At 56.7% G+C, this 23,437-nt stretch carries 24 protein-coding genes; 17 read left to right on the top strand and 7 right to left on the bottom strand.

The window, feature by feature from the left end; translation table 11 throughout:
• From IM291_RS14870 to IM291_RS14860, 3 genes are all read right to left on the bottom strand, one after another.
• Positions 1-1,416 carry a DUF1116 domain-containing protein gene (locus IM291_RS14870; protein ID WP_192971708.1) on the bottom strand — a complete coding sequence of 472 codons (1,416 nt, stop codon included), beginning with the start codon at positions 1,414-1,416 and terminating at the stop codon, positions 1-3.
• Positions 1,416-2,957, bottom strand: coding sequence for an acyl-CoA synthetase FdrA (gene fdrA, locus IM291_RS14865; protein WP_048998559.1), 1,542 nt, complete (start codon positions 2,955-2,957; stop codon positions 1,416-1,418). The genes IM291_RS14870 and fdrA overlap by 1 nt, the downstream gene beginning before the upstream one ends.
• 107 nt (positions 2,958-3,064) lie before the next feature.
• Complete coding sequence (locus IM291_RS14860; protein WP_041908539.1) at positions 3,065-3,670, bottom strand: ankyrin repeat domain-containing protein; 606 nt, start codon at positions 3,668-3,670, stop codon at positions 3,065-3,067.
• 319 nt (positions 3,671-3,989) lie between these two features.
• Here IM291_RS14860 and IM291_RS14855 point away from each other — a divergent pair, with 319 nt between their 5' ends.
• On the top strand, positions 3,990-4,919 hold the full coding sequence (locus IM291_RS14855; RefSeq protein WP_028014168.1) for a LysR substrate-binding domain-containing protein: 930 nt from the start codon (positions 3,990-3,992) through the stop codon (positions 4,917-4,919).
• Here the strand turns inward: IM291_RS14855 and IM291_RS14850 are convergent.
• Entirely contained in the window at positions 4,916-5,074 is a 159-nt protein-coding gene (locus tag IM291_RS14850) for a YqaE/Pmp3 family membrane protein (protein ID WP_032644909.1), read from the bottom strand. The two genes, IM291_RS14855 and IM291_RS14850, sit on opposite strands and share 4 nt — an antisense overlap.
• Before the next feature lie 179 nt (positions 5,075-5,253).
• Between IM291_RS14850 and IM291_RS14845 the strand changes: the two genes are divergently transcribed.
• Both IM291_RS14845 and IM291_RS14840 read left to right on the top strand, forming a co-directional pair.
• Positions 5,254-5,775 (top strand): rhodanese family protein, encoded by a 522-nt coding sequence (locus tag IM291_RS14845; RefSeq protein WP_028014169.1) that lies wholly within the window; start codon positions 5,254-5,256, stop codon positions 5,773-5,775.
• 79 nt (positions 5,776-5,854) lie between these two features.
• Positions 5,855-6,034, top strand: coding sequence for a hypothetical protein (locus tag IM291_RS14840; protein WP_028014170.1), 180 nt, complete (start codon positions 5,855-5,857; stop codon positions 6,032-6,034).
• Positions 6,035-6,072: 38 nt separating this feature from the next.
• On the opposite strand, the gene stpA is transcribed toward IM291_RS14840, so the two are convergent.
• Positions 6,073-6,477: a DNA-binding protein StpA gene (gene stpA / locus IM291_RS14835; protein ID WP_041908535.1), complete on the bottom strand. Its 405-nt coding sequence runs from the start codon at positions 6,475-6,477 to the stop codon at positions 6,073-6,075.
• A 493-nt stretch (positions 6,478-6,970) separates the two neighbouring features.
• Between stpA and alaE the strand changes: the two genes are divergently transcribed.
• Positions 6,971-7,420 (top strand): L-alanine exporter AlaE, encoded by a 450-nt coding sequence (gene alaE / locus IM291_RS14830; protein WP_028014172.1) that lies wholly within the window; start codon positions 6,971-6,973, stop codon positions 7,418-7,420.
• A 32-nt stretch (positions 7,421-7,452) separates the two neighbouring features.
• Here alaE and IM291_RS14825 read toward each other — a convergent pair whose 3' ends face one another.
• Positions 7,453-7,797, bottom strand: coding sequence for a DUF2002 family protein (locus IM291_RS14825; RefSeq protein WP_023308923.1), 345 nt, complete (start codon positions 7,795-7,797; stop codon positions 7,453-7,455).
• Positions 7,798-7,957: 160 nt separating this feature from the next.
• Between IM291_RS14825 and IM291_RS14820 the strand changes: the two genes are divergently transcribed.
• The 13 genes from IM291_RS14820 (at position 7,958) to leuA (ending at position 22,676) form a co-directional block, all read left to right on the top strand.
• Positions 7,958-8,284 (top strand): DUF883 domain-containing protein, encoded by a 327-nt coding sequence (locus IM291_RS14820; RefSeq protein ID WP_023308924.1) that lies wholly within the window; start codon positions 7,958-7,960, stop codon positions 8,282-8,284.
• A gap of 243 nt (positions 8,285-8,527) precedes the next feature.
• The gene (gene nrdH / locus IM291_RS14815) at positions 8,528-8,767 is read left to right on the top strand and encodes a glutaredoxin-like protein NrdH (protein WP_192987168.1); all 240 of its coding nucleotides are present in this window, start codon (positions 8,528-8,530) and stop codon (positions 8,765-8,767) included.
• Entirely contained in the window at positions 8,764-9,174 is a 411-nt protein-coding gene (gene nrdI / locus IM291_RS14810; RefSeq protein ID WP_028014174.1) for a class Ib ribonucleoside-diphosphate reductase assembly flavoprotein NrdI, read from the top strand. The genes nrdH and nrdI overlap by 4 nt, the downstream gene beginning before the upstream one ends.
• Entirely contained in the window at positions 9,147-11,291 is a 2,145-nt protein-coding gene (nrdE, locus tag IM291_RS14805) for a class 1b ribonucleoside-diphosphate reductase subunit alpha (RefSeq protein WP_192987166.1), read from the top strand. The genes nrdI and nrdE overlap by 28 nt, the downstream gene beginning before the upstream one ends.
• A 9-nt stretch (positions 11,292-11,300) precedes the next feature.
• The gene (gene nrdF / locus IM291_RS14800) at positions 11,301-12,260 is read left to right on the top strand and encodes a class 1b ribonucleoside-diphosphate reductase subunit beta (RefSeq protein ID WP_192987164.1); all 960 of its coding nucleotides are present in this window, start codon (positions 11,301-11,303) and stop codon (positions 12,258-12,260) included.
• A 332-nt stretch (positions 12,261-12,592) separates the two neighbouring features.
• Positions 12,593-13,795 (top strand): glycine betaine/L-proline ABC transporter ATP-binding protein ProV, encoded by a 1,203-nt coding sequence (proV, locus tag IM291_RS14795; protein ID WP_045260893.1) that lies wholly within the window; start codon positions 12,593-12,595, stop codon positions 13,793-13,795.
• Positions 13,788-14,852: a glycine betaine/L-proline ABC transporter permease ProW gene (gene proW / locus IM291_RS14790; protein ID WP_047367515.1), complete on the top strand. Its 1,065-nt coding sequence runs from the start codon at positions 13,788-13,790 to the stop codon at positions 14,850-14,852. The genes proV and proW overlap by 8 nt, the downstream gene beginning before the upstream one ends.
• A 9-nt stretch (positions 14,853-14,861) precedes the next feature.
• Positions 14,862-15,857: a glycine betaine/L-proline ABC transporter substrate-binding protein ProX gene (gene proX, locus IM291_RS14785; protein ID WP_045260894.1), complete on the top strand. Its 996-nt coding sequence runs from the start codon at positions 14,862-14,864 to the stop codon at positions 15,855-15,857.
• A 171-nt stretch (positions 15,858-16,028) separates the two neighbouring features.
• Positions 16,029-17,213 carry an MFS transporter gene (locus IM291_RS14780; protein ID WP_047367513.1) on the top strand — a complete coding sequence of 395 codons (1,185 nt, stop codon included), beginning with the start codon at positions 16,029-16,031 and terminating at the stop codon, positions 17,211-17,213.
• A gap of 315 nt (positions 17,214-17,528) precedes the next feature.
• Positions 17,529-18,059 (top strand): transcriptional repressor MprA, encoded by a 531-nt coding sequence (gene mprA, locus IM291_RS14775; RefSeq protein WP_041911975.1) that lies wholly within the window; start codon positions 17,529-17,531, stop codon positions 18,057-18,059.
• Positions 18,060-18,187: 128 nt separating this feature from the next.
• Complete coding sequence (gene emrA, locus IM291_RS14770) at positions 18,188-19,360, top strand: multidrug efflux MFS transporter periplasmic adaptor subunit EmrA (RefSeq protein ID WP_048998549.1); 1,173 nt, start codon at positions 18,188-18,190, stop codon at positions 19,358-19,360.
• Positions 19,361-19,376: 16 nt separating this feature from the next.
• Positions 19,377-20,924 (top strand): multidrug efflux MFS transporter permease subunit EmrB, encoded by a 1,548-nt coding sequence (gene emrB / locus IM291_RS14765; protein WP_028014182.1) that lies wholly within the window; start codon positions 19,377-19,379, stop codon positions 20,922-20,924.
• Between the two features lie 96 nt (positions 20,925-21,020).
• The gene (leuA, locus tag IM291_RS14760) at positions 21,021-22,676 is read left to right on the top strand and encodes a 2-isopropylmalate synthase (RefSeq protein ID WP_063155069.1); all 1,656 of its coding nucleotides are present in this window, start codon (positions 21,021-21,023) and stop codon (positions 22,674-22,676) included.
• On the opposite strand, the gene IM291_RS14755 is transcribed toward leuA, so the two are convergent.
• On the bottom strand, positions 22,663-23,427 hold the full coding sequence (locus IM291_RS14755; protein WP_192971700.1) for a helix-turn-helix domain-containing protein: 765 nt from the start codon (positions 23,425-23,427) through the stop codon (positions 22,663-22,665). The genes leuA and IM291_RS14755 overlap by 14 nt on opposite strands.
• Between the last annotated feature and the right edge of the window lie 10 nt (positions 23,428-23,437).

Raw genomic sequence — 23,437 nt, 5'->3', positions numbered from 1 at the left:
TTATAGAACGTAGCGATCGCGGAAGGTCAACAGCGCCTTTTCAAAACAGCTAAACGGCGGGTGAACGATGCCCGCCCCAATCATGCCGATGCCCGCGTCTTTGTGGGCAATGGCGGTGTTGATCACCGGCAGAATGCCGCTGCCCGCCACTCTGGTGATGTCGATGGCGGTTGGAATGCCCATAAACGACAGCAGCGGAATGGTGACGTTCGGGTTCTCGCCGAGGGTGATTTCGCGCATCTGGCGCGAGAAGTCGATGGCTTCCTCCACCGTGCCGCCCACCAGCGCAACGATGGCCGGTGCCGTCGCCATCGCAAAGCCGCCGATGCCGTAGGTTTCGGTGATGGCGCTGTCGCCAATATCCAGTCCGGAGTCTTCCGGCTTGTAGCCTGCGAACATCGGGCCAATCACCTGCTGCGCCGGACCGGTAAACCACTGCCCCGGCAGGCCGGAAACGCGCAGGCCGAACTCGTAGCCGTTGCGCGCCATGGTGGTAACCACGGTGCTATATTCAATGCCGTGAGCGGCATCCAGCGCGGCTTTACACATCGCCATCCACGTCGGGCCGGAGAAGTAGTCGCTGCTGGCGACAAACTCGAACACCTCACGCTGCTGCTCCACCGGATAGCCCGCCTGAATCAGCCCCGGCGTCAGTGCCTGGATCAGCAGCGTGGTGCCGGCGTTGTTGCGGTTGTGGCACTCGTCGCCCATGTGCAGCGCCTGGGCCAGCATCAGGCGCAGGTCGATTTCGCCGATGATATTCATCGCGTCGCGCAGCATCGGGCCGAGCACGTCGCGCATCCAGTTCAGGCGGTCGATCACGCTCTGGTCGTTAGCCCCCATGCGCAGGATCTTCGCCATCTGCTCGCTGAGGTTGGTGAACGCCCGGTTGCCGTAGGTTTTGTTCTCAACGATGTGCATAAACATTGACGCGGAGGTGACGCCCGCCATGGAGCCCACGCAGTCGTGCTCGTGGCACGGCGAGAAGGTGATCTCACCTGAAGCCGCCAGCCTTGCGGCATCCTCCAGATCCGTTGCCAGCCCTTCAAATACCAGCGCACCGTTAACCGCGCCCTTCATCGCCCCGCACATGTTTTCCCATGCGACGGGCGGACCGGCGTGCAGAATGGTGGTGCGGGTCATGCCCGGCACTACGTTAATTGCCTGGTCATAGCCCACCAGCACCGGGTGAGACTGGATGATGCGCTCAAGGGCGATTTTGTTCGCGGCGGCGATCTTCTCCGCCAGCGGTTTTTCCGCCAGCTGGTCGAGCGCCTCCACCACCTGCATGTTGCCCTGCCCCGGCGGCGTCCAGTCGAGCTGGGTCACGGGAACGTGCTGCTTTTTGAGGTCGTCGCTGAACATCGCAATGCCGACGTTAATGACGTTAAGCGGCTGGTTGAATAAAGTGGTCATTATGCGTTCTCCCCTTTGCAAACAAATTCGCGTGCCAGTAATCCGGTGTTGGTGCTGCTGCTGGCCCAGATGACGCCTGCGTCGGTCAGCCGCTGGCACTGCTGCGCCAGCGACTGCGGATCCTGGTCGGTGCCGAGCACGTAGCCGAGAATTTCCAGCGGACGGTTATCTGCCCTCGCAATGGCCTGTGCCTCTTTGATCGCCTCGATCATCACCCCCACCGGATCCTCGTGCGCGCCGAAACCGAGCACGAAGTCCATCACGATGACGCCCACCTGCGGATCCCGCGCCTCCTGCAGCAGCCTGCTGATGCGGTTGGTCGGGTCGATCATTGGGTGCGGCTTGCCGTTGGTGAAGTCGTCGTCACCGAAGTCAAGGAAGGTGTGGGCCTGGCTGATGCTGATGTCCTTCAGGCGCTTAGCCGGATCGGGCTGGATGTTGCTCCAGACGTCGTCGAACTTCTCCAGCGCGGCAAACATCGCCTCGTCGCACAGGGTGCCGCCGCAGAACAGGCCGCGAATGTACTTCTGCTGTGGGGTCAGGCGGGCGCGCACCTCTTCAATCAAAGGCCAGTTGAGCGGATGCAGATCCAGGGACTCTTTTTTAATGCCGGTAAGCAGCACCGCCTTCAGCGCCGCTTCTTTGGTGCCACGCGCAAACTGCAGGCCGTCTTCATCGGCGGGCGGTTCGCTGCGGCCGAGGAAGCAAACAACCACCGGCTTGCGGCAGGCTCTGGCGCGGGCCAGCACCTTTTTTGCAACCGCTGGCGCAGGCGGCTTGGAGATGAGCGCAATCACCTGAGTGCCCTCATCCGCCTCAAGCATGTCGATGGCGTCGAGCATCATCAGGCCGCCGATTTTCTCGCTGAGATCGCGCCCGCCGGTGCCGATCAGCTGCGACACGCCGCCGCCGAACTCGTGAATGCGCACGCTCAGCTCCTGGCTGCCGGTGCCGGAGGCGCCAACAATCCCAATCGGCCCGCGACGCACCGCGTTGGCGAAGCACAGCCCCGCACCGTTGATGATGGCGGTTCCGCAGTCAGGCCCCATCATCAGCAGCCCTTTCTCATGCGCCAGCTGCTTCAGCGCCAGCTCGTCGTCGAGCGACACGTTATCGGAGAACAGCATCACGTTAAGATCGTTTTCCAGCGCCTGACGCGCTTCGCGGGCGGCAAAGGTGCCGTTGACGGAAATGACCGCCAGGTTGCTGTCCGGGCGATGAGTTTTGGCGCTGGCAATCGTCGCGTAGCGTGCTTCATGGGTGCCGCCGCTCACTTTATGGGTAAATAAAGCTTCTATTTCCGCCAGCGTTTCATCGTTCGCCGCGTCGCCTTTAATCACGATCATCAGGTCGCCATTTTTGGCTTCCGCCAATTCCGGCGTGAGCAGCCCGAGATTTTTCAGAACGCCTTTATTCATTTCCGTCGCCATTGCCACAAACGCCTGTTCGACGCCCGGCAATTTATTGGCTTTGGTGGAAACCGACATTAAGGAAACCGAATCGAAATACGTATTCTTTTTTATGACGATTTTGGTTGGCATTGTTTTCTCCTGAATACGGATAAAAGGGGGCCGCCGTCGCGCAGAATGCACGTCGGTAAAAATACTGTTTGAATTAACGGCCAGCCGGACGTGGCTGGCCGAATGCGTTATGCGCCCGCCGCCAGCAGCAGGTCGGCTATTGCATCGAAGCCTTTTTCCCGCGCCAGTTCGAGCGGGGTTTTGCCGTATTTATCGGTCATGTGCGGATTCGCGCCGTGATCCAGCAGCAGCTTCACAATTTCCTGCTGCTTTGCGCCGCCGTCATTCAGCACGATGGCTTCCAGCAGCGGCGTCCAGCCGACAAAGTTAGTGTGGTTGACGTTAATATCGGTTTTTTCCAGCAGCTCGCGCACGATTTCAACGTGGCCTTTTTCACTGGCAGGGGTAATGCCCACGCCGCCGAAGCGCGTCAGACGGTCGAGATCCGGATTCGCCGGAAGAACGATGCGCAGCAGGGTTAAATCATTAGTCAGGCAGCTTATCAGGAAGGGGTTAAAACAGGTCTGGTCCTGTTTATCAATATCCGCGCCGGCGGCAATTAAAAATTCCACGCAGGCATAATGCTTTTTCAGGCTGGCAATAATAATGGCGGTTCTTTTCTGGCGGTTGGTGGCGTTAATATCCACGCCGTTATCCAGGCAGGCTTTTAGCGCGTCGATGTTGCCCTCTTCTGCCGCCAGCAGAAATTCCGTAACGAGTGCGTTTGCAGACATATTCAGTCTCCCAATGTTTCACTTCTGATGACCTGAGAATAGCAACAGCCTGGTCACAAAAGAATCCGCTTAAAAATGATTCATCGACACGCAATTCATTGTTGAGTTAAATTCAACAGTCAGGCTAAAACGTGCGTCTGTGCAACCTTTTTCTTATGGTTTACCGTTTTTTAGCGCCTCAGGCAGCATTATCCTTATGGTTGTAAAAGCCTTGCAGGACGCGGCTCCGCGTAAATAGTCAGAACTGTGACACACTTCAAATATGATGTAACGGCGCTGTTAAAATATGTTCAAAACTGATGGCTGAGGATGCTGTGATATGAATTCCATCTTTACCGAAGAGAACCTGCTGGCCTTCACCACCGCGGCGCGCTTCGGCAGTTTCAGCAAAGCCGCCGCCGAGCTGGGCGTGACGACCTCCGCCATTAGCTATACCATTAAGCGCATGGAGACCGGGCTGGACGTGGTGCTGTTTGTGCGCAACACGCGCAGCATCGAGCTGACGGAGTCCGGGTTTTATTTTTACCGTAAGGCCACCGACCTGCTGAACGACTTCCACGCCATCAAGCGCGGGATTGATACCATTTCGCAGGGCATCGAGGCGCGAGTGCGCATCTGCATTAATCAGCTCTTGTATACGCCGCGCCATACCGCGCGTTTGCTGCAGGTGCTGAAAAAGCAGTTTCCCACCTGCCAGATCACGGTGACGACCGAGGTGTATAACGGCGTCTGGGATTCGATCATCAACAATCAGGCCAACATCGCGATTGGCGCGCCGGATACGCTGCTGGACGGCGGCGGGATTGATTACACCGAAATTGGCGCCATTCGCTGGGTGTTTGCCATCGCGCCGGAACATCCCCTCGCCTTTGTTCCCGAACCGATAGCGGAGAGCCAGTTGCGCCTGTACCCCAACATCATGGTGGAAGATACCGCGCATACCATCAACAAGAAGGTCGGCTGGCTGCTGCACGGGCAGGAGGCAATTCTGGTGCCGGATTTCAACACCAAGTGCCAGTGCCAGATTCTGGGGGAAGGGATTGGCTTTTTGCCGGAATACATGGCAAGAGAAGCGATGGAAGACGGTCTGCTCATCACGCGGCGTATTAACAATCCGCGTCAGGACTCGCGCATGCTGCTCGCCACGCAGCATGCGGCGACCGGCCAGGTGACGCGCTGGATCAAACAGCAGTTTGGCCCGGAAGGCGTGTTAACCGGTATATACAGTGATTTACTGTGGCGTGCTTAGTTTTTCGTCTGTACCCAAAACGCGTGGATAAGGCCCGGGAAGTAACCCAGGATGGTCAGAAGGATGTTCAGAATAAACGCCCAGCCCAGTCCCTTGCCAAGCAGCACGCCCAGCGGCGGGAGAATAATCGTAAAAACAACGCGCCAAAAACCCATAATCACTCCGTGCAAGCTAACCAATTGAAAATTAAAAAGAGACATTTCTCTAAGCATAGCCAGTTTACGGGTTACTGCCATTCGTCTCTCGCGCTTTTACCTGCCTTTACCCTCTTTACACTGGCTTAAGCCCTTCCTTAAATGTTCTACTACTCATAAATTGACCGTAAGGAAACACCATGTCTCTTTCTCTTATTTCGCCACAGCAGGCGAACGCGCTTATTAAAGAAGGCGCAAAACTGATTGATATTCGCGATCCCGATGAGTATGCCCGCGAGCATATTCCGGCAGCACGCTCCATACCGCTGGATTCTTTACCCGGCGGGCTCAACGCTGCCCCTGGTGAAACGGTGATTTTCCACTGTCAGTCCGGGACACGGACATCAAACAATGCTGCGCGACTTGCGCAGGCAGCATTGCCGGCTCAGGCCTTCGTGGTTGAGGGGGGCATTCAGGGCTGGAAGCAGGCCGGGCTGCTGACCGTTGAAGATAAATCCCAGCCGCTCCCGCTGATGCGGCAGGTACAAATTGCCGCCGGGCTGCTGATCCTCTGCGGCGTGGTGCTGGGTTATAGCGTCTCCAGCGGCTTTTTCCTGCTGAGCGGTTTCGTCGGTGCCGGGCTGCTGTTCGCCGGTGTGACAGGTTTTTGCGGTATGGCACGGTTGCTGAAAGTGATGCCGTGGAACCGTCATACCTCATAAGCAGTAATCAATGAATTACGCTGTACCCGACATCAGACGTCGGCTAAGGTGAAGATCGCTAAAACGATGAGGAGGTTATATGTTTTCTGTCGGTGATTATGTGCAACCGCTAAAAGGCGGCCCAAAGCTGAAAGTGCTCGAAGTGAACGGAGAAAACGTGGTGGCGGTACAGGCCAGCAATGAACAAGGCGAGAAATATACGCTGAAAGCGGCCGATTTGGCGCCGTATACCGAAGAAGGTGATTTCGGCGTCTGCTGAACAGACAACCGGGCGGCTTGTTCCGCCCGGTCCACGTATTAGATCAGAAAATCATCCAGTGATTTACCCTCTGCCAGCGCGCTGGCAATAGGCTTCGGCGTGCGGCCCTGGCCGGTCCACGTTTTTTCTTCACCGTTCTGGTCAATAAAGCGATATTTCGCTTCACGCGGTTTACGCTTTTTAGTCGGTTTACCCGCCTGCGCCAGTTCTGAACCCAGCAGGTCAGTCGGAGAAATACCATCGGCTTTCATCAGTTCCAGCAGGGTATTAATTTTTTCCTGCTGTTCAGCGCGCTGCTGCTCTAATTCCGCCAGCTCATTGCGTTTTTCTTCAGTAACGACCCTGACCTTTTCCAGCATTTCCTCAAGAACGTCCAGGGTTAATTCTCGCGCCATCGCGCGCAGGGTTCGGATATTATTAAGATTCTGTAACGTCAAAGACATATTATTGAAAACCTTTTCTTTGGGGTAAATAGATAAATCGCCCCAAGAATAATTCATTTCAGTTGAAATATCTACCCAAAGGTCCAAACGGGCATAAATGTAAATATATTTAAATATCGCCGTTAATAATAGCGCATAGCATTGGCGGGAAACACGTAGATCTAATCACCAAATCAATATAAATGGTCAACTTTAATCCAAATCACAGCATACTGCGCTCTCATCAGGGGAGCGGATTTCTGCGTCAAAAGCAAAACACTTAAGCCACTGATTTATATAAGAAAAACATTTAATGAGACAGATTATAACGAACCGGATATAAAACAACCAATTTTAGAGAATTTTGTGGACATAAGGCGAGTAAATAAAAATTAATCACTAGTTGTTAGTTCAAACATAGAGATATACGCTATACACCTCAAACAAACCAACCTAAAGCACTAGCCGCTGAAGGAAAACCGATTCCACTGCGTTCTTCTCAAGGAGTTCAGACATGTTCTCGCCGCAATCTCGCCTGCGCCACGCGGTGGCGGATACTTTCGCGATGGTTGTCTACTGTTCCGTTGTGAACATGCTGATTGAAATATTCCTCTCCGGAATGACCTTCGAGCAGTCACTTTCTTCTCGTCTGGTGGCGATCCCGGTCAATATTATTATCGCATGGCCTTACGGGCTATACCGCGATGCCGTTATGCGTTTCGCGCGCCGCATCAGCCCGGCGGGCTGGATGAAAAATCTTGCCGACGTGCTGGCGTACGTCACGTTCCAGTCGCCGGTCTACGTGGCTATTCTCCTGACAGTGGGCGCGGACTGGCACCAGATCGCCGCAGCGGTCAGTTCGAATATCGTGGTATCAATGCTGATGGGTGCGGTATACGGCTATTTCCTCGACTACTGCCGCCGCCTGTTTAAGGTCAGCCAGTACGGCCAGGTAAAAGCGTAATGTGAAGCGACTGGCGAAAGCCAGTCGCAGATTTACTGTACGTCGCCAAACAGTCCCTTCAGAAACCGCTCCAGCGCCATACGCGAACTGAAACCGTGCGGAATACCATAATGCTCATGCCGTTCACCGCCTAAATAGAGCGGAAATTGCTGATAGTGGTCGCAGGTTTTAATATCCGAGGCAGGCTCAGCAAATGACAGACTTCTGTCTTTCAGCGTCGGGTGAATAATGAGAGCGGTACGTCCCATCCTGGCTTCACGATTAACATAAACATAATTCTCGCCGCGGCGATATCCATACGCTTTTGGCGTCACCTCATCCATGGTGAATCCCTCTTTTTCAAGAACGCGTGCCACCTCGTCAGGTCGTAAATACATATCTTTTCCTCGTTATCTTTTCCTGCCCGGCAACCTTACAGTAATCAGCATTAGCAGGGCTTTCAGAATAGTCCATAAACTGGCGGATAACGCGTGACGCGCTTCAGATATTAAATTTCTGAACTAAACTAAACGGGAACACAAAATTACGGAGGATCGTATGTTTAACAGACCGAACCGAAACGATATTAACGACGACGCGCAGGATATTCGTAATGATGTCAGCCAATTAGCGGACACGCTTGAGGAAGTGCTGAAATCCTGGGGATCGGATGCGAAGGATGAAGCAGATGCTGCGAAACGTAAGGCTCAGTCTCTGCTCCGTGAAACCCGCGCCCGTATGAACGGACGTTCACGCGCTACGCAGGCGGCCTGCGACATGGCAAGCTGTGCTACGACCTTCGTACGTGAAAAACCACTGTGTACGCTGGGAACCGTCGCGGCGGTCGGCATTTTTGTCGGAGCCCTGCTCAGCCTGCGTAAGTAAGCCCACATTCTCAACCCCGGTAGCCTCAGGCGCCGGGGCTTTTTTATGCCTGTAAGCCTGAAAAACCCGTACAGCCCGCCCTGCCCCGCTGTGCTCATCATCAGGGCAATATTAATCTGAATTTCCCATATCTTGTATGGTTGAATCTTTTATCAACTACATCTAGTATTCCCTTTAGAAAGACACACACTCTATGACGCGTTAACTCGCGCCGTTTTCATATTCTAAATGGAAATACGAATCATGAGCATTATTATTTACACTCGTAACGATTGTGTTCAGTGCCACGCCACCAAACGGGCGATGGAGAGCCGAGGCGTGGCGTTTGAGATGGTAAATATCGACCTGGTGCCCGATGCCGCGGATACCCTGCGCGAACAGGGATTTCGTCAGCTTCCGGTAGTGGTTGCCGGTGATACCAGCTGGTCTGGCTTTCGCCCGGACATGATTAACCGCCTGAGCGCTCAGGCCACGCGTGAATGAGTGTGCTGGTCTTCTTCTCCAGCAGCTCAGAAAACACGCTGCGCTTTATTGAGCGCCTCGGGCTGCCAGCGGTGCGTATTCCGCTCAATGAGCGGGAGCGCATTCAGGTAGACGAACCTTACATTCTGGTGGTGCCCAGCTATGGCGGCGGCGGTACGGCAGGAGCAGTACCTCGCCAGGTGATCCGCTTTCTGAACGATCCTCATAACCGGGTACTGATTCGTGGCGTGATCGCGGCGGGCAATCGTAATTTTGGCGATGCCTTTGGCCGCGCCGGGGATGTCATCTCTCAAAAATGCGGCGTGCCGTATCTCTATCGTTTTGAACTGATGGGGACACAGCAGGACGTAGAAAACGTGCGTAAAGGAGTGAACGAATTTTGGCAACGACAACCGCAGAACGGGTAATTCAGGCGACGCCGGACTACCACGCATTAAACGCGATGCTTAACCTCTATGACCGGGAGGGGCGCATTCAGTTTGGCAAAGATCGCGAGGCGGTAGAGGCTTTTTTCGCCGCCCACGTGCGGCCCAACAGCGTGACGTTTGCAAGCCAGAATGAACGTCTCGACTATCTGGTTAACGAGGGCTACTACGAGGAGCGCGTCCTGGCCCGCTACGATCGTCCCTTCGTGGTAAGACTGTTTGAACGTGCGCACGCCAGCGGTTTTCGCTTCCAGACCTTTCTTGGCGCATGGAAGTATTACACCAGCTACACCCTGAAAACCTTCGACGGCAAACGCTACCTGGAAAGCTTTGAAGATCGCACCGTGATGGTGGCCCTGACGCTGGCCCAGGGCGATGAAGCGCTGGCTGAACGGCTGACGGAGGAGATCCTCTCCGGCCGCTTCCAGCCCGCTACGCCCACCTTCCTCAACTGCGGCAAGGCCCAGCGCGGCGAGCTGGTCTCCTGCTTCCTGCTGCGCATCGAAGACAATATGGAGTCGATTGGCCGTGCGGTGAATTCGGCGCTGCAGCTTTCCAAACGCGGCGGCGGCGTGGCGTTTCTGCTCTCGAACCTGCGGGAGGCGGGCGCGCCGATCAAGCGCATCGAAAACCAGTCCTCGGGCGTCATCCCGGTGATGAAGATGCTGGAAGATGCGTTTTCTTACGCCAACCAGCTTGGCGCGCGCCAGGGGGCGGGGGCGGTTTACCTGCACGCGCACCACCCGGACATCCTGCGTTTTCTCGATACCAAACGTGAAAACGCCGACGAAAAAATCCGCATCAAAACCCTGTCGCTCGGCGTGACGATCCCGGATATCACGTTTAAGCTGGCCAAAGAGAATGCCGATATGGCGCTCTTCTCGCCGTACGACGTGGAGCGGATCTACGGCAAAGCGTTTGGCGACGTGGCGATAAGCGAGCTTTATGACGAGCTGGTTGCAGACGATCGCATCCGCAAAAAATACATCAACGCCCGCGATTTCTTCCAGACGCTTGCGGAAATTCAGTTTGAATCCGGCTATCCGTACATCATGTACGAGGATACGGTAAACCGCGCCAATCCGATTGCCGGGCGCATCAACATGAGCAACCTGTGCTCGGAAATTTTGCAGGTCAACAGCGCCTCCGCTTACGACGAAAACCTGGACTACGCGGAGATCGGCAAAGATATCTCCTGCAACCTCGGGTCGCTGAATATTGCCCACACCATGGATTCGCCGGATTTTGGCCGCACGGTGGAAACTGCCGTTCGCGGGCTGACGGCGGTATCGGACATGAGCCACATCCGCAGCGTGCCGTCCATTGAGGTGGGCAACGCCGCGTCGCACGCCATCGGCCTGGGGCAGATGAACCTGCACGGCTATCTGGCAAGGGAAGGCATCGCCTACGGCAGCCCGGAAGGGCTGGATTTCACGAATCTCTATTTCTACACCGTCACCTGGCATGCGCTGCATACCTCAATGATGCTGGCGCGCGAGCGCAACCAGCGGTTCGCAGGCTTTGAGCAGTCGCGCTACGCCAGCGGGGCGTATTTCAGCCAGTATCTGGAAGGCGACTGGCAGCCGAAAACCGAAAAAGTGCGCGCGCTGTTTGACCGCGCCGGCATTACCCTGCCGACGCGCGAGATGTGGCAGCAGCTGCGCGACGACGTGATGCGCTACGGCATTTATAACCAGAACCTGCAGGCGGTACCGCCAACCGGTTCGATTTCCTACATCAACCACGCCACGTCGAGCATTCACCCGATCGTGTCGAAGATTGAGATCCGTAAGGAAGGCAAAACCGGACGCGTCTACTACCCTGCCCCGTTTATGACCAATGAGAACCTGGCGCTGTACCAGGACGCGTACGAGATCGGCCCGGAGAAAATCATTGATACCTACGCCGAGGCCACGAAGCACGTGGACCAGGGGCTGTCGCTGACGCTCTTCTTCCCGGACACCGCCACCACGCGGGATATCAACAAAGCGCAGATTTACGCCTGGAAGAAAGGCATCAAAACGCTGTACTACATTCGCCTGCGCCAGCTTGCGCTGGAAGGCACCGAAATCGAAGGCTGCGTGTCCTGCGCGCTGTAAGGAGAAAGGATGAAACTGTCACGCGTGAGTGCCGTTAACTGGAACAAGATTCAGGACGATAAAGACCTGGAGGTGTGGAACCGCCTGACCAGCAACTTCTGGCTGCCGGAAAAGGTGCCGCTCTCCAATGATATTCCAGCCTGGCAGACGCTGAGCCACGCCGAACAGCAGCTGACGATCCGCGTCTTTACCGGCCTGACGCTGCTGGACACTATTCAGAATACCGTCGGTGCGCCCGCGCTGATGAGCGACGCGCTGACGCCGCACGAAGAGGCGGTGATGTCGAATATCAGCTTTATGGAGGCGGTGCATGCCCGCTCCTACAGCTCGATTTTCTCGACGCTGTGCCAGACCAAAGACGTGGACGCGGCCTACGCCTGGAGCGAAGAGAGCGCGTCATTGCAGCGCAAGGCGGAGCTGGTGCTGGAGTATTACCGCGCCGACGAGCCGCTGAAGAAGAAGATCGCCAGCGTGTTCCTGGAATCCTTCCATTTCTATTCCGGCTTCTGGCTGCCCATGTACTGGTCGAGCCGGGGCAAGCTCACCAACACCGCCGATTTGATTCGCCTCATTATCCGTGACGAGGCGGTGCACGGGTATTACATCGGCTATAAGTATCAGAAAGGGCTGGAGAAAGTCAGCCCGGAAAAACGCGAGGAACTCAAAGGGTTCGCCCTCGATTTGCTGATGGATCTGTATGACAACGAGTTGAGCTATACCGAAGAGCTGTACGCCGGAACGGGCTGGGAAGAGGACGTGAAGGCGTTTCTCTGCTACAACGCGAACAAAGCGCTGATGAACCTGGGCTACGACGCGCTTTTCCCGCCGGAGATGGCGGAGGTAAACCCGGCGATCCTCGCGGCGCTGTCGCCCAATGCGGACGAAAACCACGATTTCTTCTCCGGGTCCGGATCGTCGTACGTGATGGGTAAAGCGGTGGAGACAGAAGATGAGGATTGGGATTTTTAATGTATGAATTAACGTTCATTAATTAAATATAAATCTCATTATTTCCACACCACTATTTCACCAGGAACTACACTGTAATTTCCCCGTCATATTCGCCTGAATCACACCGATTCAGGCGAATTTCCCGACGCAGCAGCAAAAAATTGAGAAAAATTCAAACCGTCCTCAGCCCTTTATTCATGGGAAATTCAGCCGTTTCGCTTGCATCAAAATTCCGGCGTCAGGCCAACTCAGGGTTGTCTCAGATTCTCAGTATGTTAGGGTTATGCCCGTTAACAATTTACCATGGTAATCATATCGACATAAACAAATAACAGGACACTCTCTATTGCATGGCAATTAAATTAGAAGTGAAAAATCTTTATAAAATATTTGGCGAGCACCCGCAGCGCGCATTCAAATATATTGAGAAAGGCCTTTCGAAAGAGCAAATTCTGGAAAAAACCGGGCTGTCGCTTGGCGTTAAAGACGCCAGTCTGGCCATTGAAGAAGGCGAGATTTTTGTCATCATGGGGTTATCCGGTTCGGGTAAATCCACTATGGTTCGCCTTCTCAATCGCCTGATTGAACCCACCCGCGGACAGGTGCTGATTGACGGCGTGGATATCGCCAGAATCTCAGACGCAGAACTCCGCGAGGTGCGCAGAAAGAAGATCGCAATGGTGTTTCAGTCATTCGCGCTGATGCCGCATATGACGGTGCTCGATAATACCGCCTTCGGTATGGAATTAGCCGGCACGCCTGCTCAGGAACGTCAGGAAAAAGCCCTGGATGCTTTGCGTCAGGTTGGACTGGAAAATTACGCTCATGCCTACCCGGACGAGCTTTCGGGCGGGATGCGTCAGCGCGTCGGATTAGCCCGCGCGTTAGCCATTAATCCAGACATATTATTAATGGATGAAGCCTTCTCCGCCCTCGATCCTTTAATTCGTACCGAGATGCAGGATGAGCTGGTAAAATTACAGGCCAAACACCAGCGCACCATTGTCTTTATTTCTCACGATCTCGATGAAGCCATGCGTATTGGCGACCGCATTGCCATTATGCAAAATGGCGAAGTGGTGCAGGTCGGCACGCCGGATGAAATTCTGAATAATCCGGCGAATGATTACGTGCGCACCTTCTTCCGCGGCGTGGATATTAGCCAGGTATTTAGCGCGAAAGATATTGCCCGCCGAACGCCAAACGGCATTATTCGAAAAACGCCAGGCTTCGGCCCGCGCTCCGCGCTGAAGCTGTTGCAGGATGAAGACCGTGAATACGGCTATCTGGTTGAACGCGGCAATAAATTTGTCGGCGTTGTCTCCATCGACTCTCTGAAAACCGCCCTGAGCGAAAATCAGGGAATCGATGCGGCGTTGATTGACGCTCCGCTTGCCGTGGATGCCGAAACGCCGCTTAGCGAGTTGCTCTCTCACGTGGGTCAGGCGCCTTGCGCCGTGCCGGTTGTCGGTGAAGAACAACAGTACGTTGGCATCATCTCAAAACGGATGCTGCTACAGGCTTTAGATCGCGAGGGGGCAAACAATGGCTGATCAATCAAACCCATGGGGTACCACTGAAGCTGCAGACAGCGCGGCGCAATCTGCCGATGCGTGGGGTTCCACGCCCGCACCTGCCGACGGCGGCGGCGCGGCGGACTGGCTCAACAGCGCACCCGCGCCTGCGCCAGAGCATTTCAATATTATGGATCCGTTCCACAAGACGCTGATCCCGCTGGACAGCTGGGTGACAGAGGGGATCGACTGGGTCGTTACCCATTTCCGCCCGGTGTTCCAGGGGATCCGCATCCCGGTGGATTACATCCTGAACGGCTTCCAGCAGCTGATGCTGGGCATGCCGGCGCCCGTGGCGATAATCCTGTTCTCGCTGATCGCGTGGCAGTTCGGTAGCGCGGGTATGGGCATCGCCACGCTGATCTCCCTGATCGCCATTGGCGCGATTGGCGCGTGGTCTCAGGCGATGATTACCCTGGCGCTGGTGCTGACCGCCCTGCTCTTCTGCATTGTCATCGGCCTGCCGATGGGGATCTGGCTGGCGCGCAGCCCGCGGGCGGCGAAGATTATTCGTCCCCTGCTGGATGCGATGCAGACCACCCCGGCGTTCGTCTATCTGGTGCCTATCGTGATGCTGTTCGGCATCGGTAACGTGCCGGGCGTGGTGGTGACCATTATCTTCGCCCTGCCGCCGATTATTCGCCTGACGATCCTGGGCATTAACCAGGTGCCGGCGGATCTGATTGAGGCCTCGCGCTCGTTCGGCGCCAGCCCGCGTCAGATGCTGTTTAAGGTTCAGCTTCCGCTGGCGATGCCGACCATTATGGCGGGCGTTAACCAGACGCTGATGCTGGCACTGTCCATGGTGGTGATCGCCTCGATGATCGCCGTTGGCGGTCTCGGCCAGATGGTGCTGCGCGGCATTGGCCGTCTCGACATGGGGCTGGCGACCGTCGGGGGCGTCGGGATTGTGATCCTCGCCATTATCCTTGACCGCCTGACCCAGGCTGTCGGTCGTGATTCACGCAGTCGCGGCAACCGTCGCTGGTACACCACCGGCCCTGTCGGGTTACTGACCCGCCCATTTACAAAATAAGGAACAACGATGCGACATAACGTACTTTTTGCCACAGCGTTTGCCACCCTTGTCTCCACCAGCGCGTTTGCCGCTGACCTGCCGGGCAAAGGCATTACCGTGCAGCCGGTGCAGAGCACCATTTCGGAAGAGAGCTTCCAGACCCTGATCGTCAGCCGCGCGCTGGAGAAGCTGGGCTATACGGTCAACACGCCGAGCGAAGTGGATTACAACGTGGGCTACACCTCGATTGCCTCCGGTGATGCCACCTTTACCGCCGTGAACTGGCAGCCGCTGCACGACGACATGTATGCCGCCGCAGGTGGCGATAAGAAATTCTATCGCGAAGGCACCTTCGTGACCGGCGCGGCGCAGGGTTATCTGATCGACAAGAAAACCGCTGATAAGTACCACATCACCAATATTGAGCAGCTGAAAGATCCGAAGATCGCCAGACTGTTCGACACCAACGGTGACGGCAAGGCCGACATGATGGGCTGCTCGCCGGGCTGGGGCTGCGAAGCGGTGATTAACCACCAGAACAAAGCGTTCGATCTGGCGAAAACCGTCGACGTGAGCCACGGCAACTACTCCGCGATGATGGCCGACACCATTGCCCGCTTTAAGGAAGGCAAGCCGGTGATCTACTACACCTGGACGCCGTACTGGGTGAGCGACGTGCTGAAGCCGGGCAAAGACGTGGTGTGGTTACAGGTGCCCTTCTCCTCCCTGCCGGGCGAGCAGAAAGATATCGACACCAAACTGCCGAACGGCATGAACTATGGCTTCCCGGTGAACACTATGCACATCGTGGCGAACAAAGCCTGGGCGGAGAAAAACCCGGCTGCGGCGAAGCTGTTCTCGGTGATGAAGCTGCCGCTGGCGGACATCAACGCCCAGAATGCGATGATGCACGCGGGCAAATCCTCTGAGGCGGATGTTAAAGGCCACGTGGATGGCTGGATCAAAGCCCACCAGCAGCAGTTTGATGGCTGGGTGAAAGAGGCGCTTGCGGCGCAGAAGTAAAAACACAACACAACCTTACCCCTCACCCCGGACCGTTACCCCTCTGGGGAGAGGGTTAGGGTGAGGGGATTAACCGCACAAACACACACATAACAATCCCCCAACAATCTCAATCATTAGCTATTATGGTTTCCGGAAAAATAATCACTTAACTCACGATTCCTGAAACTAATGACAAAAACATCTCAGGGGCTTAGCCCCGCACTCATCCTTTTAATGTCCGTGGCAACGGGTCTGGCAGTCGCCAGCAACTATTACGCACAACCTCTGCTTGATACTATCGCGCGCGCCTTCGATCTTTCAGCCAGCTCCGCCGGCTTTATCGTCACCGCTGCGCAGCTCGGCTATGCGGCAGGGCTGCTATTCCTGGTGCCATTGGGCGATATGTTTGAGCGCCGGATGCTTATCGTCTCTATGACGCTTCTGGCGGCAGGCGGCATGCTGATCACCGCCAGCAGCCAGTCGCTGACGATGATGATCGTCGGTACCGCGCTAACGGGGCTTTTCTCCGTCGTCGCGCAAATCCTGGTGCCTCTCGCCGCAACGCTCGCCTCGCCGGAAAAACGCGGCAAAGTGGTCGGCACTATCATGAGCGGCCTGCTGCTGGGCATTCTGCTGGCGCGAACCGTTGCCGGGCTGCTGGCAAGCCTCGGCGGCTGGCGCACCGTTTACTGGGTGGCGAGCGTATTGATGGTGGTGATGGCGCTGGCGCTGTGGCGCGGGCTGCCGAAGGTGAAGCAGGAGAACCACCTGAATTACCCGCAGCTTCTGGCCTCCGTGTTTAGCCTGTTCACGCAGGATAAACTGCTGCGCACCCGCGCTCTGCTGGGATGTTTAACCTTCGCCAACTTCAGCATTCTCTGGACGTCGATGGCGTTTCTGCTGGCAGCACCGCCGTTCAATTATTCCGAAGGGGTGATTGGTCTGTTCGGTCTGGCCGGTGCCGCCGGTGCACTGGGCGCTCGCCCGGCAGGCGGGCTGGCTGATAAAGGCAAATCGCACATGACCACGACAGCCGGACTGATTTTGCTCCTGCTCTCCTGGGCGGCCATCTGGTATGGGCACGTCTCGGTGCTGGCGCTGATCGTCGGTATTCTGGTGCTCGATCTCACCGTACAGGGTGTGCACATCACCAACCAGACCGTGATTTACCGCGTGAAGCCCGAGGCGCGTAACCGCCTCACGGCCGGATACATGACCAGCTACTTCATTGGTGGTGCGGCGGGTTCGTTAATATCAGCGTCGGCGTGGCAGCATGCCGGCTGGTCAGGTGTGTGCGGGATAGGGGCAATCGTCGCCGCGCTTAACCTGGTTGTATGGTGGCGCGGCTATCATCGTCAGGAAGCAATTCATTAAGTTTTACATTGCTTTGGGCCTCTTAGGGTGTAAAGGGGCCCGGCAGTCTGTTAATGTAAACGTAATCATTTATCCCAGAAATTTTAATGTGGGTGACATATCTACAATTGGCATGAATAGTTCAGACCCCCGTCCCCACATCCTCTCTTCAGCGGGTTTATACCCTACGCTTTCTGTGCTCACCGGGTCACGGACTTACCCGGCGCTCTTTGATGGTGGCATTCGTTTGGCGGATATAACCGCACAAATAATTCATTTACATTATTTGTCACCATCGTTACTATATCGGCTGTAATTAATGAGGTTATGCCCAAAATGGATAGTTCGTTTACGCCCATTGAACAAATGCTTAAATTCCGCGCCAGTCGTCATGAGGACTTCCCGTATCAGGAAATCCTGCTGACCCGCCTGTGCATGCACATGCAGGGTAAGCTACTGGAAAATCGTAATAAAATGCTGAAAGCTCAAGGGATTAACGAGACGTTGTTTATGGCGTTGATTACGCTGGAGTCTCAGGAAAACCATAGCATTCAGCCTTCTGAGCTGAGCTGCGCGCTGGGATCGTCCCGTACCAATGCGACCCGTATTGCCGATGAGCTGGAAAAGCGCGGCTGGATTGAGCGCCGTGAAAGCGATAACGATCGCCGCTGCCTGCATCTGCAATTGACCGATAAAGGTCACCAGTTCCTGCGTGAGGTGCTGCCACCTCAGCACAATTGCCTGCACAAACTCTGGTCTGCCCTCAGTACTTCCGAGCGCGACCAGCTTGAGCACATCACTCGCAAGCTGCTCACCCGTCTGGACCAGATGGATGAAGAAGGCGCTGTTCTTGAGGCGCTGCGCTAACGCGACGACACGCTCAACAATCCAGATTTATATAAGAAAACCGACAGGCCAGCACGTCACACTGCTGGCCTTTCTGACAACAGGTCGGCTTAGCCGATGTGAAAATAAGAAGATCGTGGAGAACAACAATGAGCGCAAATGCGGAGAGCACTACCCCGCAGCAACCGGCCAATAAGAAAGGCAAACGTAAAAGTGCCCTTCTTCTGTTGACCTTGCTCTTTATTATTATTGCCGTGGCATATGGGATCTATTGGTTTTTAGTATTGCGTCATGCAGAAGAGACTGACGACGCATACGTGGCAGGGAACCAGGTACAGATTATGGCGCAGGTGTCGGGCAGCGTGACGAAAGTCTGGGCTGACAATACCGACTTTGTGCAAAAAGGCGATGTGTTGGTGACCCTCGATCCAACCGACGCCCAGCAGGCCTTTGAGAAAGCCAAGACCGCGCTGGCCTCCAGCGTCCGTCAGACCCGCCAGCTGATGATCAACAGTAAACAGCTGCAGGCCAACATCGACGTGCAGAAAACCGCACTTGCGCAGGCGCAGAGCGACCTGAACCGCCGTGTACCGCTCGGCACCGCTAACCTGATTGGCCGTGAAGAGCTGCAGCACGCGCGCGACGCGGTTGCCAGTGCCCAGGCACAGCTGGACGTGGCGATTCAACAGTACAACGCCAACCAGGCGATGGTGCTCGGCACCAGCCTCGAAAACCAGCCCGCCGTACAACAGGCGGCGACTGAAGTACGCAACGCATGGCTTGCCCTGCAGCGTACCAAAATCGTCAGTCCGATGACCGGCTACGTCTCCCGCCGTTCCGTCCAGCCAGGGGCGCAGATTAGCCCGACCACGCCGCTGATGGCGGTCGTGCCGGCAGACAACCTGTGGGTAGACGCCAACTTTAAAGAGACGCAGCTCGCCCATATGCGTATCGGCCAGACCGCGACGGTCGTCAGCGACATCTACGGCGATGACGTGAAGTACACCGGGAAAGTGGTGGGTCTGGATATGGGGACCGGCAGCGCTTTCTCCCTGCTGCCTGCGCAAAACGCCACCGGTAACTGGATTAAAGTGGTTCAGCGTCTGCCCGTGCGTATCGAGCTGGATGCCAAACAGCTGGCGGATCACCCGCTGCGTATCGGCCTCTCCACGCTTGTGACGGTCGATACCGCCAACCGCGACGGTCAGATCCTGGCAAGCCAGGTGCGTAGCAGCCCGGTTTATGAAAGTAACGCCCGTGAAATTAGCCTCGATCCGGTCAACAAACTGATCGATGACATCGTGAAGGCAAACGCCGGTTAATCCGAAGGTGAGCGTTATGCAACAGCAAAAGCCGCAAAAACCGCTGGAAGGCGCGCAGCTGGTCATTATGACCATTGCGCTGTCGCTGGCGACATTCATGCAGGTGCTGGACTCCACCATCGCAAACGTGGCGATCCCAACCATCGCCGGCAACCTTGGCTCATCGCTGAGCCAGGGGACCTGGGTCATTACTTCGTTTGGGGTGGCAAACGCCATCTCCATCCCTATCACCGGCTGGCTGGCGAAGCGCGTCGGTGAGGTGAAGCTGTTCCTCTGGTCCACGGTAGCGTTTGTTCTTGCCTCCTGGGCGTGCGGCATGTCCAGCAGCCTGACGATGCTGATTTTCTTCCGCGTCATTCAGGGGATTGTCGCCGGGCCGCTGATCCCGCTGTCGCAGAGTTTGCTGCTGAGCAACTACCCCCCAGCAAAGCGTTCGGTCGCGCTGGCGCTGTGGTCAATGACCGTTATCGTCGCGCCTATCTGCGGACCGATTCTGGGCGGGTACATCAGCGATAACTACCACTGGGGCTGGATCTTCTTTATCAACGTACCGATTGGCGCCGTCGTGGTATTGATGACGCTGCAGTCGCTGCGGGGACGAGAGACGCGCACCGAACAGCGCCGTATCGACAGCATCGGGCTGGCGCTGCTGATCCTGGGTATCGGCAGTCTGCAGATCATGCTCGACCGCGGTAAAGAGCTCGACTGGTTCAACTCGCAGGAGATCATCATCCTGACCATTGTCGCGGTGGTGTCGATAAGCTTCCTGATTGTCTGGGAGCTGACGGACGACAACCCGATTGTCGATCTCTCGCTCTTCAAATCGCGAAACTTCACCATCGGCTGCCTGTGTATCAGCCTCGCCTATATGCTCTACTTCGGCGCGATTGTTCTGCTGCCGCAGCTGTTGCAGGAGGTGTATGGCTATACCGCGACCTGGGCGGGTCTGGCCTCAGCGCCCGTTGGGGTGATCCCGGTTCTGCTGTCGCCGATTATTGGCCGCTTCGCCCACAAGCTCGATATGCGTCGGCTGGTGACGTTCAGCTTCATTATGTACGCCGTGTGCTTCTACTGGCGCGCGTATACCTTTGAGCCGGGAATGGACTTTGGCGCCTCGGCGTGGCCGCAGTTCATTCAGGGCTTTGCGGTGGCGTGCTTCTTTATGCCGCTGACCACCATTACGCTCTCTGGCCTGCCGCCTGAGCGTCTGGCGGCGGCATCAAGCCTGTCGAACTTCACCCGTACGCTAGCAGGTTCCATCGGGACGTCGATCACCACCACCCTGTGGACCAACCGTGAATCGATGCACCACGCCCAGCTGACCGAAGCGGTGAACCCGTACAATCCGAATGCCCAGCAGATGTACAGTCAGCTTCAGGGCATGGGGATGACGGAGCAGCAGGCATCCGGCTGGATTGCCCAGCAGATCACCAACCAGGGGCTGATTATCTCGGCAAACGAGATTTTCTGGATATCGGCGGGGATCTTCATCGTCCTGCTGGGGCTGGTGTGGTTTGCCAGACCGCCGTTTGGCGCCGGTGGCGGCGGCGGAGGGGCGCACTAATTCGCGTTGTCCAGAACGCGACAGCGATTGTCAGTTTCGATAAAGCAGCGCTCCTGAAATCAATTCACGATAGTGAAAAGACAACAGGAGCGCATCATGCTGAACACACCCGCCGACAAATACCAGCCTTATCCCACCGTTTCATTGCCCGACCGCCGCTGGCCGGAGCAGACCATCACCCGCGCGCCGCGCTGGCTCTCGACAGACTTACGCGACGGCAACCAGGCGCTTGCCGAGCCGATGGACAGCGCGCGCAAGCTGCAGTTCTGGGATTTGCTGCTGGGCTGCGGATTTAAAGAGATTGAGGTCGCCTTCCCGTCCGCCTCGCAGACCGACTTCAACTTTGTCCGCCAGCTTATCGAAGAGAACCGCATTCCGGATGACGTCACGATTCAGGTGTTAACACAGGCGCGGGAAGATCTCATCCATCGTACTTTTGAATCCCTGCGCGGCGCGAAGCAGGCCACCGTCCACCTGTATAACGCCACCGCCCCGCTGTTCCGCCGCCTGGTGTTCGGCATGGAGAAAGCGCAGATCGTCGAGCTGGCCACCCGCGCCACGCGGCTTATCCGCCAGCTTTGTGAAGAGAACCCTGAAACCCGCTGGCAGTACGAGTACTCCCCGGAAACCTTCTGCTTTACCGAGCCGGAGTTTGCGCTGGAGATTTGTGAAGCCGTGGCGGAGATCTGGCAGCCGTGCGATGAACGGCCAATGGTGATCAATTTACCCGCTACCGTCGAGGTCAGTACGCCGAACGTCTATGCCGACCAGATCGAGTATTTCTGCCGCCACTTCAGCCGCCGCCGCGACGTGTGCATCAGCGTGCATCCGCATAACGACCGCGGAACGGGCGTCGCCAGCGCGGAGTTGGCGGTGATGGCGGGCGCGGACCGCGTGGAGGGCTGCCTTTTTGGCAACGGCGAACGCACGGGCAACGTTTGCCTGGTAACGCTGGCGATGAACCTCTACAGCCAGGGCATTTGTCCCAATCTGGACTTTAGCGATATGAATCGGGTGGTCGAAACGGTAGAGGCATGCAACCAGTTGCCTGTCCATCCGCGCCATCCGTGGGCAGGACGGCTGGCCTATACCGCCTTCTCCGGCTCGCACCAGGACGCCATCAAGAAAGGCTTTGATGCCCGCAGGCCTGGCGATCGCTGGGAGATGCCCTATCTGCCCGTCGATCCGCAGGACATCGGCTGCACCTACGAAGCGGTGATCCGCGTGAACAGCCAGTCAGGAAAAAGCGGCAGCGCCTGGCTTATTGAGCAAAATCACGGCCTGAAGCTGCCCCGCGCCCTGCAGCAGGATTTTAGCCAGCACGTGCAGCAGGAAACGGATCGCCACGGGAAAGAAATGACGCAGAACGCGCTGTGGCAGCTATTCCGCACCCGCTACGGGCTGGTAACGACCCCGCAGCTGGCGCTGCAATCCTACCGCAGCGACGGCCAGCAGGACGGCCAGCTGCGGCTGACGGCAAGCGTTGTCACGCAGGGGGGAACGCGCCAGCTGGAGGGTCAGGGCAACGGTCTGCTCTCCGCTGCCGCGCAGGGCCTGAGCCGCTGGGTCAACGCGCCGTTTGTGATTAAGGATTATCACGAACATACGCTGGGCGAACGCAGCGACAGCCGCTCGGTGGCCTATATCCGCTGCCTGTTCCAGGACGGCACCAGCAGCTGGGGCGTGGGCATTGACAGCGACGTGGCGCGCGCGTCGCTTCAGGCGCTGTTTAACGCGGTTAGTCGTTCTTAAAGTAATCGCTGGGTGAGATACCCATCGCCCGGCGGAACATCGCCGTAAAGGCGCTGTGGCTGCCGTATCCCAGATCCAGCGCCACGCGCAGCACCGGCTGGCCCTGCGCCAGCCGCACTAAGGCTTCCAGCAGGCGCGCCCTCCTCACCCACTCGCCGTAGCTTAACCCGGTCTGCTGCTGAAAATGGCGGTTCAGCGTACGCTCGCTCATGCCGAGCAAGCTCGCGCTCTGTTGACCGCTCCAGCTTTCACCTGGTAACTGACGGACCTGCCGACACAGCTGGCGTAACGCTTCACTTTCCGGTTCCGGCAGGTGAAACGGCAGCACCGGCATGATGCGAATTTCATCCAGAATGAGCTCATACACGCGCTCGTCACGGCTTCCCGGCGAGTACGACTCAGGTAGCGTCAGGGAGGTGAGGATCAGCTCGCGCAGCAGCAGGGAGATCTGCACGATCTGACAGGTCGCCGGGAGATCGGCTCGCGCCAGCGGATCGATAAACAGCGTGCGGGCTGCAACGTTGCCGGTGATGCGAAGCGAGTGCTGTGTCCCCGCCGGTAGCCAGACGCCGCGCCCGGGCGGCACTACCCAGCAGCCGGATGCGGTATCGACCCGCACGACGCCCGTCAGGCTGTGCAGCAGCTGCGCGCAGTCGTGCTCATGCCACGGCTCGCTATCGCCATGAGCATAATCATGCGAAAACGGCACAAGTGGGCGATGGGTAAAGGAGAAGGTGGTGGTTGTCGTCATGAGGATTGTA

The sequence above is a fragment of the Enterobacter cloacae complex sp. P27C genome, assembly GCF_014895705.1.
Classification (GTDB): domain Bacteria; phylum Pseudomonadota; class Gammaproteobacteria; order Enterobacterales; family Enterobacteriaceae; genus Enterobacter; species Enterobacter bugandensis.
The sequence above is the reverse complement of the archived record's forward strand: the minus strand, read 5'-3'. Positions and strand labels throughout refer to the sequence as shown.